Source organism: Legionella norrlandica, assembly GCF_000770585.1.
Taxonomy (GTDB): Bacteria; Pseudomonadota; Gammaproteobacteria; order Legionellales; family Legionellaceae; genus Legionella; species Legionella norrlandica.
Genome location: NZ_JNCF01000002.1, coordinates 37,618 through 56,165 on the forward strand (window position 1 = coordinate 37,618; position 18,548 = coordinate 56,165).

An 18,548-nucleotide genomic window follows, 5' to 3' on the forward strand; every position below is an offset into this window, starting at 1 on the left:
TTGATCTAATATTAAGGTAGCTCTCTGTCGTGTTTATAATCCTGAGGTAATTGTGGGTAAACACGTTCTAATTTTTGATCAACTGCAACACGGTCATCAAAAACAAAACATTTCCCTTCCCATAGCGATTCGCTTTCAGGAATAGACTCAATATAATTGAGGATACCGTCATGAAGCTGATAAACATGTTGAAAACCTAGTTGTTTCATAAAGGCAGTAGTTTTTTCACAACGAATCCCGCCAGTGCAGAACATAGCAATTTTTTTGTCTTTTTTATCACTTAAATGGCGTTGAACGTAGTCAGGGAATTCTCTGAAATTTTCTATGTTCGGATTAATTGCATTTTTGAAAGTGCCAAGTTGATATTCATAATCGTTACGAGTATCTAATAGAATAACGTTAGGATCTTGAATAAACTGATGCCATTCCTCAGCATCTAAATAAGTGCCTTCATTTTTGTTAACGTCAACTTCCGGAACCCCCATAGTAACTATTTCTTTACGAAGTTTCACTTTGGCTTTCTCAAAAGGATTTTTGTTATCATAGGTTTCTTTAAAATTCAGGTCAGAGAATCGTGAATCAGAGCGCAGGTAATGATAAAAAGTATTCATTTGATCTTCTTTCCCTGCAAATCCACCATTAACGCCTTCTTGAGCTAAAAGAATAGTACCTTTTATACCTATTTCGTTCATTTTCGCAAGTATAGGTTCTCTCATAGATTCAAAATCATTGAGTGGAACAAATTTATAGAATGATGCAATAATAATTTCTTTCACGTTGCTACCTAAAATAAACAAAAATTGATCTGAAGAAATTATCATTTACTCACAATTTAATCAATAGGAATGAATTAGAGGCATTCTACCTCCTCATTAAAGAACCGTTGACAATAAATAAATTCTGATCATACTCTAGAGGCTAAGCTGCCATTTTGTTCTGCGGGCTTTATATAAGGAGATTTTTATGATCCAAAACAATAGGATTTGTCGCTGGCTTTTTGTTGTATTCCTTTCTTTGCCTCTCGTTAGTTTTTCAGCTACCCCGGTAAAATCCATCGTCGTATTTGGGGATAGTTTATCTGATAACGGTAATACTACTCACTTACTTAAAAGTTTGCGTCAAGAAGAGGATCCTGCCTTTTTGGTTGCTCCTTTCAAGATTTTTGTAGTGAACAAAATGATAGAATTTGCTAACGATTATTATGTTCCGCAAATGGTACTCGATGCAGGGATTGCAGCAGTTACGGATTTTTTTGATCATGATTTGGCTCCTTACATCGCCAACTTGGTCAGCAAGGTTAAACTAGTACCAATTTTACCAGGCAAGCCCTATTGGAAAAATCGTTTTTCCAATGGTAGAGTCTGGGTTGAATATTTGGCTGAAATGCTGTCCATACAAAAAAGTGATGAAGAAGTTTATTTAAATAAAGCTTTTGGAGGTAGTTGGGCTGCTACTTATGATTATCAATTAACTGTTTGGAATTTGATACGTCATCCACTGGGAACAATTAAGACTTTGATTGTCGGTAAATTAATCCCACCTAGCTTAGGTTTAACGGTTCAAGCTTATTTGTTAGAGAATGAGCGATTAAGCAATGAAACACTTTATTTTGTTTATTCAGGGAGTAATGATTACATCAATGTCTTGCTTTTTGAAGATAATTACAATACTGAAGTAATGAGCACCTATGTTGACAATGTTTTGGATGGACTAAGTTCTGCTGTCCTAAAACTAGCTAATGCCGGAGCAAGACGTTTTGTTATTATGGGCATACCTCATATTGGAGACACTCCCAAATTTGTACGGACAACAGATCGTGAGATATTAAATGCTGCAGTGGACCGCCATAATGAGCGTCTCGCAAAACGGATAGAAACATGGAAAGAGCAATATCCAGATGCTGATTTCTTATTCATAAATACAGAAGAATATTTGAAATTGGCATTAAGCGACCCTGAAACATATGGATTTTATAATGTAAAAGATGCTTGCATTGATGTGAAATTCCCTATGTTTAATGCATTTATTCACTCCCCATTTGCTCGCAACTACATTTTGCAATATGCGCAAGTCCTTCAATATCGAGATCAACAATTTGCCCCAGGGGAAACGAATTATCATATGTGTAGTGAACCAGAGGACTATTTATTCTGGGATGAAATTCATCCAAGTACGCGAGCACATAATTATCTGGCCTATCAGGTGTGTTTAGCAATGGAAGAACATGGTTACGAAGTGACTTGTAAGATGCCGGAATCCGTGGGATAGACAGCAGTATATTCAATATGCTGATACCGAAACACAGCTCACATTCTGCAGCTAGCTGCAGAATGTGTTTATCACATGCAGATTAGACTTTATTCAAGGCGATTTCATGATAATTTATCTGTTTTATATCATTAAGGATAATTTGCCTTAGTGATTTGTAAATGTTTATGTCATAATTCCGTCTTTTTATTGATATACTTCATTCATACGAGGAAATTTTTTACAAAATTTAAAGCACCTTATAACCGTATATTTAAGAAACGAGCATATATTCCTATGCACTTTACTTTTTTTCTATTGCCAGTAGGAAATAAGAATGAAGTTAGCTTTTTTCTATGGAACGGTTGTTGATGAGAGGAGTGGGTTATGTGTGGGATTATGGGAGCTGTTTCAGAAAGGGATATTAGTAAGATTCTATTGGAAGGTTTGCGCCGACTGGAATATAGAGGATATGACTCTGCCGGCATTGCTGTAATAGATAATCAAGGTCGTCTAAAACGTGTAAGAATTCAGGGGAAAGTACAAAATTTAGCCGATGCCATGCAGGAAACAGCTATTATTGGAAATACAGGTATAGCTCATACTCGCTGGGCAACTCATGGTAAGCCTTCCGAGCAAAATGCTCATCCTCATTTATCTCATGGAGAAATAGCCTTAGTACATAATGGTATAATTGAAAATCATGAGCACTTACGACAAAAACTCATTGCTAATGGGTATCAGTTTACGTCTGAAACCGATACCGAAGTAGCTGCTCATTTAATTCACTATTATTATTTACAGCATGAGGATTTATTATTGGCTGTGCAAACAGCTGCAGCAGAAATGCAAGGGGCTTTCGCATTGGGAGTCATCCATCAGCAAAGGCCTAATGAGTTGGTTGCTATTCGCAAAGGGAGTCCTTTAGTTTTGGGATTTGGTATTGGTGAGAATTTTATTGCTTCTGATGCCTTGGCATTAAGATCCTTTGCTCAGTCAGTGATTTATATGGAAGAAGGCGACAGTGCTTGCGTTACTACAGAAGATATTAAAGTGTATAATTCAAGCCGAACATCCGTTCAACGGCCAGTCCATCCTTTAAATAGCGATTCCGAAATCGTGAGCAAAGGCCCCTATAGGCATTTTATGCTTAAAGAGATATTTGAACAATCCAAGGTTATCACTGACACAATAGAAGGTCGAATTAATAGTGTTGAAGTGCTTAGGGCTAGTTTTGGTGAGCAGGCATCACATGTGTTTCCAAAAGTGAAGCAAATTCACATTGTAGCCTGTGGCACTAGTTATCATGCAGGTATGGTTGCCAAATATTGGCTTGAATCACTAGCCGGGTTGCCGACCCAAGTTGAAATTGCAAGCGAATATCGGTATAGAGAGGTTGTTGTTCCTGATAATACTTTATTCATTACTGTTTCTCAGTCAGGTGAGACAGCAGACACTCTTGCTGCTTTATATAAAGCAAAGCAGCTAAATTATTTAGCCAGTTTGGCAATATGTAATGTGGCAACCAGTACTTTGGTGAGAGAGGCAAATTGTGTCTTTTTAACCAGGGCAGGAATTGAAATTGGTGTCGCCTCGACCAAAGCATTCACCACCCAGTTGGCTGCATTTTTAATGTTGGCAGCAGCGCTTTGTGATGATGTCCGAGCTGAGGCAGTTCTCAAACAGTTGCAGGAATTACCAGCCTGTTGTGAGCGTGTGTTGCATATGAATGGCGAAATTGAATCTTTGGCTTCTTTATTTGTGAATAAAGCGCATGCCTTATTTTTAGGTCGAGGAGTTCAATATCCTGTGGCTCTGGAGGGCGCATTAAAACTCAAAGAAATATCCTATATACATGCAGAAGCTTACCCTGCTGGTGAATTAAAACATGGTCCACTGGCTTTAGTCGATAAGGACATGCCTGTGATTGCTGTAGCACCTAATGATGAGCTCTTGGATAAGTTAAAATCCAACTTACATGAAGTAAGCGCAAGAGGAGGCCAGTTGTTTGTATTTGTTGATGATTCTCAAAATTGGAAAGCTAATGGGGCTCGTTTAGTTAAAGTACCATCTTGTGGTGTGTGGCTTGCCCCAATTGTTTATACCATACCTTTGCAATTGTTAGCTTACCATGTCGCTGTAGCCAAAGGAACTGATGTAGATCAGCCTCGAAATCTTGCGAAATCGGTGACTGTAGAGTGAATAAAGGCCAACATTTTTGGGCTGAGCTGTGGCGCGATGGCCGTACGTTTTTTCATAAGGAAGAAGTGAACGAAGATTTAGTTACTTATTTTCCATATTTAAATGTTCCTGAAAAGGGAACAATTTTAGTTCCATTATGTGGAAAAAGTCTGGATATGCTTTGGTTGAATCATCAAGGCTATCATGTGGTCGGGATAGAACTTATAGAGTCTGCGGTTCTTCAGTTTGCTCAAGAACATCAAATTCTTTTTCAACAGGAAACTATAGGCGAGGTAAAACATTTCTTTACAGATAAATTGAGTTTGTGGGTTGCCGATATTTTTACTTTGAATCCTATGCTGGTAAGGCCGGTTGATGCAATTTATGATAGAGCTGCTTTAGTTGCTTTACCAAAAAAATTAAGATCGCTTTATGCAGAGATTTGTTTAAAATGGCTTAAGTCTGAGGGGAATATTTTATTAAAGACTTTGGAATATCAACAAGAGGAGATGCAAGGCCCTCCTTATAGTGTTTCTGCAGAAGAAGTAGCTACTTTATATCAGCAATGTGCAGCAATACAGTTATTGAAGTCACAAGTACGAGTCTATGATAATAATGATCCTTTATTTATGAATGGATTGAATCAAGTTACCGATCATGTTTGGATTATTAAAAAAGAATAAACTTCAAATCAGTCTAGGGGGTGTTTGGGTTTGTTGGGATATTTGGTCAATTTCTATATCGCATTATGATATGTGATAAGTATATAATAGTCCTTTTGTATAACCAGCGTCTTTTTGTTTTAAAGTAACTATACTGCAAATGCTCTTAAGGTACTTATTTACTATTTGTAAACGTGTTCCTCAGAACATTTGTGTCTTGCTCTAAAATAAAATCTACAAGTTATGTAAAAGTCTAATGAGATGTTTTTTTATCATGTTTACGGGGATATGAATGGCACAAGTAATGTTGGCATCAGCCGCAATTATTGCGCAAGAACTCAAAGTCAAAGTGTCACAGGTAGAATCTACAATTCAGTTGCTGGATGAGGGAGCGACAATTCCTTTTATTGCTCGTTATCGTAAAGAGGCAACTGGAGGACTTAATGATGTGCAATTACGTTATCTTGCTGAAAGATTACTTTATTTACGCGAGTTAGAGGAAAGACGCGGAGTCATTCTACAATCCATTGGTGAACAAGAAAAACTAACTCCAGAACTGGAACAAAGCATATTAGCAGCTGATACGAAAACGCGTTTGGAAGATTTGTATCTACCCTATAGACCGAAACGTCGCACAAAAGCGCAGATTGCTATTGAGGCTGGATTGGAGCCTTTAGCTCATACTTTATGGAAAGATCCTACTTTGGATCCTGAAGAGCAAGCTGCTCAATTTATAAATACAGAAGCAGGAATAGAGGATGCCAAAGCGGCACTGGAAGGTGCACGGCATATTTTAATGGAGCATTTTGCTGAAGATGCTGAATTGATAAATGAATTACGAGAGTACCTATGGCAACATGGTATAATTAAATCAATAGGAAACAGCAAGAAAAAAGAACAGGTCAGTAAATTTTCTGACTACTTTGATTATTCTGAGGCAGTGAAGAAAATTCCATCGCATCGTGCTTTAGCATTGTTCCGTGGGCGGCGCGAAAGCATTCTGCAAGTAAGTTTAGTTTTGCCTGAACAGGATGTTAATTATGGAGAAAACCGAGTTGCTGCATATTTTAATATCACCAACCAACAAAGAAAAGCAGATAATTGGCTTTTAGATACGGTTAGAATGACTTGGAAAATAAAGTTATTTACTAAATTAGAGCTCGAGCTATTAACGCGCCTGCGTGAGATGGCTGATGAAGAAGCAATCAAAGTATTTTCTAGGAATTTACGTGACTTGCTGCTCGCAGCCCCGGCAGGACCTCAAATCACGATTGGACTTGATCCTGGTATTAGAACTGGTGTGAAAGTAGTGGTAGTGGATGCTACTGGAAAATTATTAGATTATATGGTTATTTTTCCTTTTGCTCCCCAAAACGAATGGCATCAATCTATTGCGGATTTGGCCAAACTTGCCGCGAAATTCCAGGTTAGTTTAATCAGTATAGGTAATGGCACAGGCTCTAGGGAAACAGAGCGCTTGGTTAGTGATTTAATTAAAATGTACCCTGATTTAAAATTAACAAAAATGATTGTAAGTGAAGCAGGCGCCTCTGTTTATTCTGCTTCAGAAATCGCAGCCAATGAATTTCCGGATTTGGATGTTTCTTTAAGAGGAGCTGTATCGATTGCTCGAAGATTACAGGATCCTTTGGCCGAATTAGTAAAAATTGAAGCCAAATCCATTGGGGTTGGTCAGTATCAACATGATGTTAATCAAGCGAAACTGGCTCGTTCTCTGGATGGTGTTGTTGAAGATTGTGTGAATGCTGTTGGGGTGGATGTTAATACTGCTTCTGCGGCTTTGTTAGCTCGTATTTCAGGACTCAATGAGACTTTAGCTAAGAATATTGTTTTATTTCGCAACGAGCACGGCGCTTTTAAAAACAGAGAGCAATTAAAAAATATCAATCGAATGGGAGAAAAAGCTTTTCAGCAAGCAGCTGGATTTTTGCGTATTATGAATGGTGATAATGCTCTAGATGCCTCTTGTGTTCACCCCGAAGCATACCCTTTAGTAGAAAAAATCATCTCAGATCAAAAAGTTAATATAAAGGAAATTATAGGGAATAAAACATTGTTGCAAAGTATTAATGCTGAGCAATATGTTGACGAAAGTTTTGGCTTGCCCACTATAAGAGATGTTTTACGCGAGTTAGAAAAGCCAGGACGAGATCCAAGGCCAGAATTTAAAACAGTCCAGTTTAAAGAGGGAGTAGAGGATATTAAGGACTTACACGAAGGAATGATTCTTGAAGGTGTTGTCAGTAATGTTACTAATTTTGGTGCTTTTGTTGATATAGGAGTGCATCAGGATGGCTTGGTGCATATTTCAGCGATGACAAATCGATTTATTACTGATCCACGTTCGGTTGTAAAAGCTGGTGACATAGTAAAAGTCAAAGTAGTGGAAGTGGATAAAGAGCGTAAAAGAATCGGTTTAAGTATGAAATTGGGTAGCGAACTAGAGTCAGAGGTATCTCAGAAAACTGCAAAAGAATCACAAGCTAAAAAGCAAGTTGAGCAAAAACAGCCTGAAGCCAAGAAAAAACCTGAATTTAAGAAAAAGCAAGATAAGACCAAAAAACCGGAACTAGTCAAAAAAACCGTATTCAATACGGCAATGGCAGATGCGCTGGCTAAATTAAAACGTAGCGGAGAATAGAGATGCAAACCCCCAAAGGTGAACTGACTATCCAAACTTTGGCTATGCCTTTAAATACTAATGCCAATGGCGATATCTTTGGGGGATGGATAGTATCTCAAATGGATTTGGCAGCTGGTGTGCTAGCCAAACGAATATCACAGGGGCGTGTTGCTACAGTTGCAATTAATTCAATGACTTTTTTAAAACCAGTCCACGTAGGTGATGTTGTGAGTTGTCATGTGGAGTTAGTTAAGGTGGGAAATACCTCTATGACTATTCATGTTGAAGTATGGACTAACTCATCAATAAAGATGGAAAAATACCAGGTTACAGAAGGCACCTTTGTTTTTGTTGCTATTGATGAAAAGGGAAAACCAAGGCAGGTACCAAAAACAGAATGACTAATAATATTCAAGAATTGCAGCAGGTGATAGCTGATATGGCTGTATTAATTGAGCAAAATGCAGAACCTGATCCTCAATTATATGCCTTTTTCTTCCAACATCCAGAAATAAGTTTTGAATTAATAACGCTCATTAATAATTTAAGTGAGGAATGGGAGTATGATGGCCCACCAATTTACTCAGCATGTATTTTTGCCCTGGATATCTGTATTGCCCAATTGCAGGCATCAGCTGAAACAAATAACAAAAATGCTGCTAAATTATTAACGCAACTAATGAATCATTTGGCAGAAGTGATTGGTACCCACAAGCATAGTTTAAGTTTTTGGTTGCCTGTATTGAATGCATTTTATGAAGTGCATGTCGAATTAACTGATAAGCTGAAAGATGCTTATTATGAGTTGGCAAGCCAAGAGGACGATGCGATTAGTTCTGATGAGCCATTTAATCACTTGGATTCAATCCGAGATTTAATACATGAATTATCGGATTTGAGTATATTTGATATAATTGAGAATTTTTTTGCCCAAAGTTATGCTATGCCTCCTGATTTTTTTGCTGATTTAATCCTGGATTTATATAGCATTGATGAAGGACAAGACATTGCTCTACTCACGTTGCTTCATCCAAAAGCCGAAATACGAGAGATAGCAGTATCGACAATCGATCAACTAATGAAAGCAATTAAGCTGACATCCACATCACTCACAAGATTGCAAATTATTAAATATTGGTATCCTGCTCATTATCATGCAGTTTTTGATCGCTGGCTTAAAACACAAAGAAAAAAAGGAGTAACTTTTGATTCAGAGCCAGTCCCTGCAAAAATGTCTATCAAAGCAACAGAAGTGGATGGTACTGGTTCGCAAGGTGTTTTTATTCACGGGCGAAAAAATAAAAGAAACAGACTTTGTGGTTTATTACTAAAGTATGATTTCGGAATAAAAGACGCTTGGATCACGCCAGAGATCCCTTTGACTGAAGTAGCAGATTATTACAGCAAGGCTTTTGATGGAAGTGTGACATTAAGGACAGTTGATTTTTCTTATTTGCAAATAATGGTGGAGCATTTCTTAGCGATTATGGTTGAAAAAGGTGATATGCCAAGTTTGCATTTTCTAGAAATGATGGAATTTTTAGGAGTTCGTTTTAGACCGAATAAATTAGATTTGGATTATTTAATTGAGCAATTAAGTGTACAAATTGTACCGTTTACCCAGCAGAAAATAGACGAGTCTCTAAAGCGTTCAAAATCTTGGCTTAAAACCAAACAATTTACAGAGTCTTGGTATATTGAAAATCCAATGGTCGATAAAATTGTCAATCATAATAGTAGTTTTGTTGATGGGGTGAAAGTTTGCCGGTTAGCTGATGCTATGGACGCAGTATTTGAAGAAGAAATGGAATTAAATCGAGACAAGTGGCAGTTTCATTTTTTATGGAATGCCTTGTGGGTTAAAGCAAAACATAAGAAAAATGAAAAAGTATGGCAAGACAGTTTTTTAATCGCTTATGCCATTCATCAAGGATATCCATTGAAAGATATCCCTGTAATGAAAGAAATATGTTATCAAACCGTTATCAATAGTGTAGAAACTATGCAAGAAAGAAGGACACATTTAAGCCAGGAATGAATTAAGGAGGGTCATTGAAAAACGAAAAATTTTTAATAAAGAATCTCCGCCATCATACATCGGACGCTTCCACCTCCAATTGCTTCAATTGTGGGGATATTTATTGATACTAATTTTGAAAATTGTTGAAGGATTCGAAGTTGCTCATGAGTAAAATACCTTTTTGCTTGCTCTGATAGAATTAAAAGGCTCTCATTTTTGTCATTATATAACTCCAAAACATTGCCACACATGTGTTGCATTTGATCCCAATTGATATCTATGATTGTTTTGCCTGTATTGCTTAGATTTTCTATAATGGTTGTTCTCTGCTGGTAATCTTTAATTGCTTCCAGACAAATAATTGCACAATATTTAGTTAGGCTCAACATAACATTGGTATGATATATAGGGTTATTCTGCCTATCTACACTATGAAATAAGATAGGTGTGTATCCTAGGCTGTCCGCTACTTTGGTTGCTAAATTTATAGAAGTTCTAGGTGATGACGAAGCATAAAGAAGTTGATGTCCCCTATCTAAAACTAGGCTTCCAGTCCCTTCAAGGATTTCATTGCTATCTCTTAAGTCGATTATTTCGTTGATTTCAAAATGTGCTTTTTTTAGTACTTCAATTAATCCTTTAATATTCACTTCAGCTTGTCTATTTTTAGCTAATAAGGGATAGATAATCAGAAAATTGCCTCTTTGGGAGTTGACATGGGTTGAAAACCAGTTATTTGGAAATACAGCATCTGGTAATTGTTTGTTTTGAAAAAGAGTTAATACATGTATACCCTCTTTTTTTAGTTGCAATACCATATTAGCGAATTCTTCCAAAGCTTTGTTTTTAATATCCTTAACAGGAATTAATGATTGGAATAGGTTGCTGCTTGCCGTTTCATGGTTGAAGCAAAACCCCTCAGGAGGGACCATTAAAACAGTAGATCTTTTTGATGACATGAATAGATTTGGAAGCGTAATTATTTTATTTAGGATACTGAGAGTGGTTGCAAAAATCTAGCTTTGAAAATTTTATTTTAGAAGCATAATACCTGAGGTTTTGGATTTGTGTTAGCAAGACTCAGTCTTTATCTTATGAAAAGATTGATAAAAAAAACCCTATTACTTTTAATAATCAATAAAAGAAATAGGGTTAATCTTATGAGTTAGATTACTTCAACTTCTTCTGCTTGAGGTCCTTTTTGGCCGTTGCAAGCTTTGAACATTACAGTAGCACCTTCAGCGAGGGTTTTAAAACCAGTGCCTTGGATAGCACTAAAATGTACGAAATAATCTTTTCCGCCACTTTCTAAAAAACCGAAACCTTTGGACTCATTAAACCATTTCACAGTACCGCGAATTTTTTCTGACATATTAATTTCCTAAATTGTTACGCAACTATTGTAGCATTATTTTATCAATTGTCCTGTTTTTTTTATTAATTTTTTTCAAATTTTAATTTGAGGTGATGGTATAATCAATCTGTCTACTTTGTGAAAGAAATGATTTTGCTCTAGAGTCTTGTTTGTATCAATTTACAATATAGAAGATTAAGATAACTGTTCATGACTAAGAAGTAATAGTTCTTTGGCATGAGACAGGGTTTGTTCTGTGATCGTTAGTCCACCTAGCATTCGAGCAATTTCAGCAATTTTATCAGTTGTTTTGAGCAAAGTAATATTAGTAAAAGTCTGGTTGTTATTACTTTTTTTGGTGACAACAAAATGATTATGTGCTGAAGCAGCAACTTGTGGTTGATGGGTAACACAAAAAACCTGCAGTCTTTCGCCTAGTTTTCGTAACATTTGTCCAACTAGCGCTGCTGTTGAGCCGCCAATACCGACATCTACCTCATCAAATAATAAGGTGGGTGTTGATCCTTTTTGTGCTGTGATCATTTGTATTGCAAGACTGATTCGAGATAATTCACCTCCTGAGGCAATTTTGCTCAGTGAATCAGGTTCCATACCTGGATTAGTACAGACTTTATACTCTACTTTATCTAGTCCATGCGAGTGCATTTTATCTAAAGGAGTTATTTCTATTTCAATCCAACCTTTAGGCATACCTAATTGTTGGATGCTAGCAGTTATTTCTCTTGCTAGGTTTATGGCATGAATTTTTCGTGATTCTCTTAGTTGTAATGCGGCCTTTTCATAAGCTTTATCGATTTGAGCTAATTGCAAATGCAAATGAGCTAATTTGCTTTCTATATTTTGTAAATTGTCCAACTCGCTTTGTAAAGTTTTTTCATGCTCCAGAAGATATTTACTGTCAATATGATATTTGCGAGCTAATTGATGAATAGAGCTCATTCGGGCTTCAACGGATTGTAGTCGCTCTGGATCCAATTGAATTTTATCAGCAAGTTGTTGCATTTCACTAATTGCTTCTTCACATTGGATTATTGACGAATTAATTAATTCAATAGTGTTTTTTACTTGAGTTTGTTCTTGGGGTAGCTGTTGGAGAAATTGAAAAACTTGGTTTAAGCCAGAGCGAATATTGGCTTGTTCATCACTGTTTAATAGTTCATGGATATGTTGAGTTAATTCTAAATACTCTCTGGCATGATGTAGCATTTGATGCTCTTGATGTAAAGTTTCAATTTCACCTTCTTGGATATTGAGTGCTTGAAGTTCATCAATTTGGAATTGTAATAATTTTATCCTATCTGCTTGTTGTTCCTTATTTTGTAAGGAAACTATTTCCTGTTGTATTTGTTGGTGTTGTTTATAAAGTTGATGTACTTCATTTAGCAAAAGATAGTTATTGGCATACCGATCCAGTTGTTGTCTATGCGTGGCATGTTGCATCAGGTTTGATGTTGATGCTGCCCATGAATGTGGACTAGTTTTTCGCTTAATTCTTTTATTTTTTGTAAGGGAAAAGGTTGCCCATTAATATAGGATTTAGAGCGACCTTCAGCGTATATAATGCGTCTTAGATAGATTTCGCCATTATCAGAAGAGATGTCATGTTCCGCCAACCATTGAGCTGGCTCAGAGGATTCATCAAAGTGAAATCCTGCAGTGATGTCACATTTTTCTCCACCAGGACGAATTACTGAGGCATCTGCCCGGTCACCTAAAGCCAGCATTAAAGCATCAATCATGATTGATTTACCAGCTCCTGTTTCACCTGTAAAGGTCGTCATTCCTTGTTTAAAATCTAATTCCAGTTGTTTAACAATAGCAAAATGTTCAATGCGCAATGTCGTGAGCATGGTTTATCCCTGATGCTTTGATTCCCAGCCAAGTTTACTACGTAAAGTATCATAATAATGATAATCAAGAGGATGGAGCAAACGCAAACGATTGCCATTTTTTTTGACAGATACTTTTTGACCTGGTTTAACTATTTTTGATTCATGTCCGTCGCAGCTTACGCGCAAATCTATTTCATTGAATTCACTGATAAATAGCTCAATTTCGGCTTCTCCATCAATAACCAATGGCCGGGAGCTTAAGCTGTGCGAGAACATAGGAACTAATACAATAGCATTGAGTTGTGGGTGCATAATAGGGCCTCCAGCGGATAAAGCATAGGCCGTGGAGCCTGTTGGTGTGGATAAGATCATCCCATCTGATCGGTAATGGCTTACCAATTGCTGATTGATATAGACATCAAACTCAATCAAATGAGTTTCACTTCCTCGCCCAAGTACTACATCATTAAGTGCATCGCCTTCAAAATAAATATTTTCTTTATCATAAATTTGAGTATGTAATAAGAAACGCTCTTCTTCTTTGTATTGACCATTTAAAACGGGCCTAAATGAGATTCAATATCTTGGGGTAAGATATCGGTTAAAAATCCTAAACGCCCCCGATTAATTCCGATGACTGGTGTGTTCACTTTTATAGCCATCCGTGATGCAGAAAGCATGCTTCCATCACCGCCAATGACAATGATCAGGTCATTTTGGGCACGCATATTTTCTCTGGGCAATACGGGAATTTTCAACTCAAATCCAGTAGCAGTATCTTGATCTTGATAGATCCCTATATCTTGAGTATTCAAGAAATCAACCAAACGATGTAAGCTTTCACTTACCTCGTGGTTGGCTCTGTAAGAGCGAGCATAAAGGATAGCTCGTTTAAATTTTTGTTTCATAGTAGTTACTATTCTTCACTTGTAGCAATTCGAGAAGCTCTTTTCCTATCATGTTCTTTTAAAAATTTTTTGCGTAATCTAATAGATTGCGGCGTCACTTCAACCAATTCATCATCATCGATAAATTCTAGTGCTTGTTCAAGAGATAATTTTATTGGGGGCGTCAAAATGATGTTTTCATCAGAGCCTGAAGCCTGATATTTGTTAACTGCTTTTCTTTGGTCACGTTAACCACCAAATCATTATCTCTGGCATGAATGCCTACGATCATTCCTTCATAGCAGATAGATTGCGGTTCTAGAAATAGTCTCCCGCGTTCTTGTAAATTAAATAAAGCAAAAGCGCGTGCTGTTCCTGGGCAATTGGCGATCATTACTCCGTTGATACGTTTACCAATGCGTCCTTTAATCAACGGTCCATAATGATCGAAGACATGATACATCAAACCTGTTCCTGAGGTGCAAGATAAAAATTCGTTATGAAAACCTATTAGTCCTCGAGTTGGGATAATATAGTCTAAGCGCACTCTGCCTTTACCATCAGGCACCATATTTTGCATTTCTCCTTTGCGTTCACCTAATTTTTCCATAATGGTACCCTGGTGGATTTCTTCGACATCAACGGTTAAATGCTCATAGGGTTCTTGTTGCTCGCCGTTTGCTTCACGAATGATCACTTCTGGCTTGCTTATTGCCAATTCATAGCCCTCGCGGCGCATATTTTCAATTAGAATTGACAAGTGCAACTCACCGCGTCCGGAAACTCTAAATTTATCAGGGTCATCACAATCTTCCACACGGAGTGCCACATTGTGTAGTAACTCGGTATTCAATCGCTCTCGGATTTTCCTGGAGGTAACAAATTTGCCTTCTTGTCCAGCGAGTGGAGAATCATTTACTTGGAAAGTCATGCTGATAGTTGGTTCATCAACTAAAAGTGCAGGTAATGCTTCCACTTGATTGGGGTCACAAATAGTATCGGATATATTAAGACTTTCAATTCCGGTAATGGCAATGATGTCACCGGCACTGGCCTCCTCGATTTCAACACGTTCAAGCCCTTTAAAGCCCAGCAACTGTAATAGCCGTCCACTTCGCATATTACCGTCTTTATCAATAATTTTTATGGGGGATTTTGCTTTGATTTGTCCCCGCGTAATGCGGCCAATACCTATGGTGCCCACATAAGAAGAATAATCTAGGGAGCTAATTTGCATTTGAAATGGGCCGTTTGCATCGACATTAGGTGGTGCTACCTTATCTATAATTGTTTGCAGCAAGGCACTCATATCATTTGTATTATCTTCCAGCTTGATTTTAGCATAGCCATTTAATGCGGAAGTATAAACTACTGGAAAATCTAGTTGAGTATCATTAGCTCCCAGGTTATCAAACAAGTCAAATACTTGGTCCATTACCCAATCAGGTCTTGCACCTGGTCTATCAATTTTATTAATCACTACGATAGGATTTAAACCACGCGCAAATGCTTTTTGAGTAACGAATCGGGTTTGTGGCATTGGGCCGTCGACGGCATCGACTAATAACAAAACACTATCAACCATAGAGAGTATGCGTTCCACTTCGCCACCGAAATCAGCGTGGCCAGGAGTATCTACAATATTAATTTGGTAACCTTTCCAATAGACACAAGTATTTTTAGCTAGGATAGTGATTCCACGTTCTTTTTCAAGAGCATTAGAATCCATTACCCGTTCAACTTTGGGTGCTCTTTCATTGAGTGTTCCTGTTTGTTGCAGGAGTTTATCAACAAGAGTCGTTTTGCCATGATCAACGTGTGCAATGATGGCAATATTGCGAATTTTTTCAATCATAAAAAACCTTTAATTGGGGAAATAAGCGAGACTTAAATTTATTTTAAGAAAATAACTGATAATTGTTCATAGATTCAACATTATACACTAGTTAATTACTAAAGAATATCTACCAATGGAGTTCTTATGCGGAAAATTTTTGCATTCATTAGGGTATGTTGACCAAAAATATCTTGAAGAGTGATAATCATTTACATAGAATGCGGTGGTTCATTTTAAAGGGATTTATTATGCACTATCAAGCTATTACCTTTGTTTTATTCTTGATGCTCCTATCTATGCAAAGTTTTGCATCTCAACAAGCCGCCCCTACTGTTTGCGATTCCACTTCAGAAAATCCATGTATTGTCCAAGACAGTAAAACTCGATTTTCACCTGTTAATTGGTTGCGAGACGCCTCATTGATAGCTGATGTCTATACTGGCAATACGAGAGGCATCAAAGATATTTATTTATCAGGGAGTGAGCAACCAAGTGAAAAAGGCTGGGATCTCATTGCAGACTATATCGCTAACAAAAGAAGCTCTGGGATCAAAAAGGTAGTGGCATTAGATTTGCGGCAGGAAAGTCATGGTTACCTGAATGGCAGAGCAATCACCCTGGTTAATTCTTATAACTGGATAAATTTAGGAAAGACTAATACTCAGAGCGTATTAGATCAAGAAAATTGGTTAGCCTCATTAAGAGCCAAGAGGGTAGTAGGTGGTGTCCTAACAGTTCCTCAATATGCTGCTAAAGAATACTCTCAGGGCAAATCTTTGGTAGTAAATTCAATAAAAAATGAAGAATATTATGCTAATAAAAAAGGATTTGAATATTATCGTATTTTCATATCTGATCATCGTGCTCCTTTAGATTCTGAAGTCGATGCACTGGTCGCACTAATAAAAAGCAATCCTGAAGAGACTTGGTACCATATTCATTGCCGCGGTGGGAAGGGGCGTACCACGACTGCTTTTGCCATGTTTGATATGTTAAAAAATGCGGATAAAGTTAGCTTTGAGGAGATTATTGCAAGGCAAGCGTCTATTTCCCCTTTTTATAATTTATCCGTAACTCAACGTGAAACCCCTGAGCTAACTCCTTATTATGAACAAAGGCTTCAGTTTTTAATTAATTTTTATGAGTTTTCTCGCCAATCTCTGATGGGGTATTCAGGTACATGGACAGAGTGGAAAAAACTGTATATTTAATGTAATAGCTAGTGCCATAGGCTCGAAATGATTTACCTGTATTCTATTAATCAAATAATCAAAATTATTAGTTAAAAACAAGTCGTATTTGTTTTGCTAGACTAATAGGTTTTGCTAGACTAATAGTAAGAAGTAAATATGGGGGGTATTTATGAAACAACTAATATTACATCCCACCGATATTAGCCAATGGCATGCCTTAGTTAATGAAGCACAAGCTGCCACAAGGTTAGTATTAAATGAAAATACGGAAAGTTATTTAGTATTCCTGCTGATGCGTTTTTCTCAAGGTCCAAAACTTATAGAATCCATTGTTGCTCTAGATTTTCTAGAATCTATGCGTAAACCACGCCAATTACAAGTAGAGCTATTACGGGATGTGGGTGATAAGAGCTTATTATTTTGTGGACTTTTCCCTGGCATCGCTAAAAAACGTCATGTGAGCTTGAATTACTTTTCTGACATGGGACAAGCGGCTTATTTGACAGTTGGAGAATTAGAAGAAAATCAAACAGCTGATCTATATTTCCAATTAAGTGAGCAATTTATTACTTTACAGCAGATATTGCAGGCAATGAGGGGGGAGTATCTGCAATTTGGTAAAGTAGAGTGTGGAATCATAGCGGATACAGACCTACCCTTGCAATAGCCTTCTTTCTAAACGCTATGTAGTAAGATATCTTTGCTTTACTTATGGAATAGCATAGTGACATCTATGGCGTCGAAAATGTACTTTTGATTGCAAAAATCGCAAGTAATTTCTATGATACCTTTTTCTTTAATTAATTCTTTCGCTTCTTCTTCACCTAAAATAGAAATAACTTGTTTCATTTTATCTTCATTACAACGGCATTGAAAATTGGTAGGACGACTTTCAAAAATTCTTAGTTCTGTTTCGTGATAAAGACGATAGAGTAACGTTTGGTTATCGATAGTGAGTAACTCACCTTCAGTGACGGTCTGACCCAATTGAATGGCATATTCCCAAAACTGCTCTCTTTGAATCGTGTCTTGTCCTGGCATAAGTTGTAGTAGCATACCAGCAGCCATTTCCTCATTGACTGCTAACCAAACGCGAGTAGCAATTTGTTCTGACTGTGCAAAATAGCTCATCAGGTTTTCGCTCATAGAAGTAGATTGAATAGGTATTAGACTCTGGTAAGACTGAGTTTGGTTATATTGATTAATAGTGATTGCCATTCGGCCTTGGAGAAAAGCTGATGCATAATCCGAAATTTCGAGGCCTTCTTTGAATTTTGCAAAACCTCTTATATTTAAGTCATGATCACATTGAACAAGTAATAATGATAACCTTTCATCACCTTGGAATTGTAAACTTAAATTGCCTTTAAATTTGATGCTGCTGGTTAGTAGTAGACAAGAAACCAAGGCCTCACCCAACAGGTTTTTCACCATGGGAGGGTAATCGTGTTGTTTCATAATGCTTTGAAAAGTTTTTTCAATATGAACAATTTCACCCCGGATATTTGCATTTTCAAAAATAAAACGCTGTAATGTATCGGCTTCTTTCATATCAAACTCATAAGGCAAATTAGCCATTTTATCATAATGTTCACTGATATTGTTACTGATATTAGATTATATCCTTTTTATGAACTATTCTTTAAAAACCCTTTTAAAAATTCTAAGGA

At 37.1% G+C, this 18,548-nt stretch carries 12 protein-coding genes and 3 pseudogenes; 8 read left to right on the top strand and 7 right to left on the bottom strand.

What is annotated here, in order from left to right; translation table 11 throughout:
* Positions 1–11 precede the first annotated feature (11 nt).
* Positions 12–776 (bottom strand): oxygen-dependent tRNA uridine(34) hydroxylase TrhO, encoded by a 765-nt coding sequence (gene trhO / locus OK13_RS00775; RefSeq protein WP_035886800.1) that lies wholly within the window; start codon positions 774–776, stop codon positions 12–14.
* Between the two features lie 187 nt (positions 777–963).
* On the opposite strand from trhO, the gene plaC reads away from it, so the two are divergent.
* From plaC to OK13_RS00805, 6 genes are all read left to right on the top strand, one after another.
* Entirely contained in the window at positions 964–2,268 is a 1,305-nt protein-coding gene (gene plaC / locus OK13_RS00780; protein WP_035886520.1) for a lysophospholipase/glycerophospholipid:cholesterol acyltransferase PlaC, read from the top strand.
* Positions 2,269–2,634: 366 nt separating this feature from the next.
* Positions 2,635–4,449: a glutamine--fructose-6-phosphate transaminase (isomerizing) gene (gene glmS, locus OK13_RS00785; RefSeq protein WP_035886526.1), complete on the top strand. Its 1,815-nt coding sequence runs from the start codon at positions 2,635–2,637 to the stop codon at positions 4,447–4,449.
* Positions 4,446–5,111 carry a thiopurine S-methyltransferase gene (locus OK13_RS00790; RefSeq protein WP_035886532.1) on the top strand — a complete coding sequence of 222 codons (666 nt, stop codon included), beginning with the start codon at positions 4,446–4,448 and terminating at the stop codon, positions 5,109–5,111. Before glmS ends, OK13_RS00790 begins: the two co-directional genes overlap by 4 nt.
* 271 nt (positions 5,112–5,382) lie before the next feature.
* Positions 5,383–7,752, top strand: a complete 2,370-nt coding sequence (locus OK13_RS00795) for a Tex family protein (protein WP_035886537.1) — start codon at positions 5,383–5,385, stop codon at positions 7,750–7,752.
* 2 nt (positions 7,753–7,754) lie between these two features.
* Positions 7,755–8,135, top strand: coding sequence for an acyl-CoA thioesterase (locus tag OK13_RS00800; RefSeq protein WP_035886539.1), 381 nt, complete (start codon positions 7,755–7,757; stop codon positions 8,133–8,135).
* Positions 8,132–9,772: a hypothetical protein gene (locus OK13_RS00805; protein WP_035886545.1), complete on the top strand. Its 1,641-nt coding sequence runs from the start codon at positions 8,132–8,134 to the stop codon at positions 9,770–9,772. The genes OK13_RS00800 and OK13_RS00805 overlap by 4 nt, the downstream gene beginning before the upstream one ends.
* A gap of 32 nt (positions 9,773–9,804) precedes the next feature.
* Here OK13_RS00805 and OK13_RS00810 read toward each other — a convergent pair whose 3' ends face one another.
* The 5 genes and pseudogenes from OK13_RS00810 to typA form a co-directional block, all read right to left on the bottom strand.
* On the bottom strand, positions 9,805–10,713 hold the full coding sequence (locus OK13_RS00810) for an arginine deiminase-related protein (protein ID WP_152571514.1): 909 nt from the start codon (positions 10,711–10,713) through the stop codon (positions 9,805–9,807).
* Positions 10,714–10,919: 206 nt separating this feature from the next.
* The gene (locus OK13_RS00815; protein WP_035886557.1) at positions 10,920–11,126 is read right to left on the bottom strand and encodes a cold-shock protein; all 207 of its coding nucleotides are present in this window, start codon (positions 11,124–11,126) and stop codon (positions 10,920–10,922) included.
* A gap of 177 nt (positions 11,127–11,303) precedes the next feature.
* Positions 11,304–12,979, bottom strand: a pseudogene (gene recN / locus OK13_RS00820) (DNA repair protein RecN).
* Positions 12,980–12,982: 3 nt separating this feature from the next.
* A pseudogene (locus OK13_RS15970) lies at positions 12,983–13,869 on the bottom strand (NAD(+) kinase).
* Between the two features lie 8 nt (positions 13,870–13,877).
* A pseudogene (typA, locus tag OK13_RS00830) lies at positions 13,878–15,703 on the bottom strand (translational GTPase TypA).
* A gap of 230 nt (positions 15,704–15,933) precedes the next feature.
* Here typA and OK13_RS00835 point away from each other — a divergent pair.
* Both OK13_RS00835 and OK13_RS00840 read left to right on the top strand, forming a co-directional pair.
* Positions 15,934–16,896 (top strand): phosphatase domain-containing protein, encoded by a 963-nt coding sequence (locus tag OK13_RS00835; RefSeq protein WP_035886807.1) that lies wholly within the window; start codon positions 15,934–15,936, stop codon positions 16,894–16,896.
* Positions 16,897–17,047: 151 nt separating this feature from the next.
* Entirely contained in the window at positions 17,048–17,545 is a 498-nt protein-coding gene (locus OK13_RS00840; RefSeq protein ID WP_035886565.1) for a hypothetical protein, read from the top strand.
* Between the two features lie 38 nt (positions 17,546–17,583).
* On the opposite strand, the gene hslO is transcribed toward OK13_RS00840, so the two are convergent.
* Positions 17,584–18,429 carry an Hsp33 family molecular chaperone HslO gene (hslO, locus tag OK13_RS00845; protein WP_035886816.1) on the bottom strand — a complete coding sequence of 282 codons (846 nt, stop codon included), beginning with the start codon at positions 18,427–18,429 and terminating at the stop codon, positions 17,584–17,586.
* Positions 18,430–18,548: the final 119 nt, after the last annotated feature.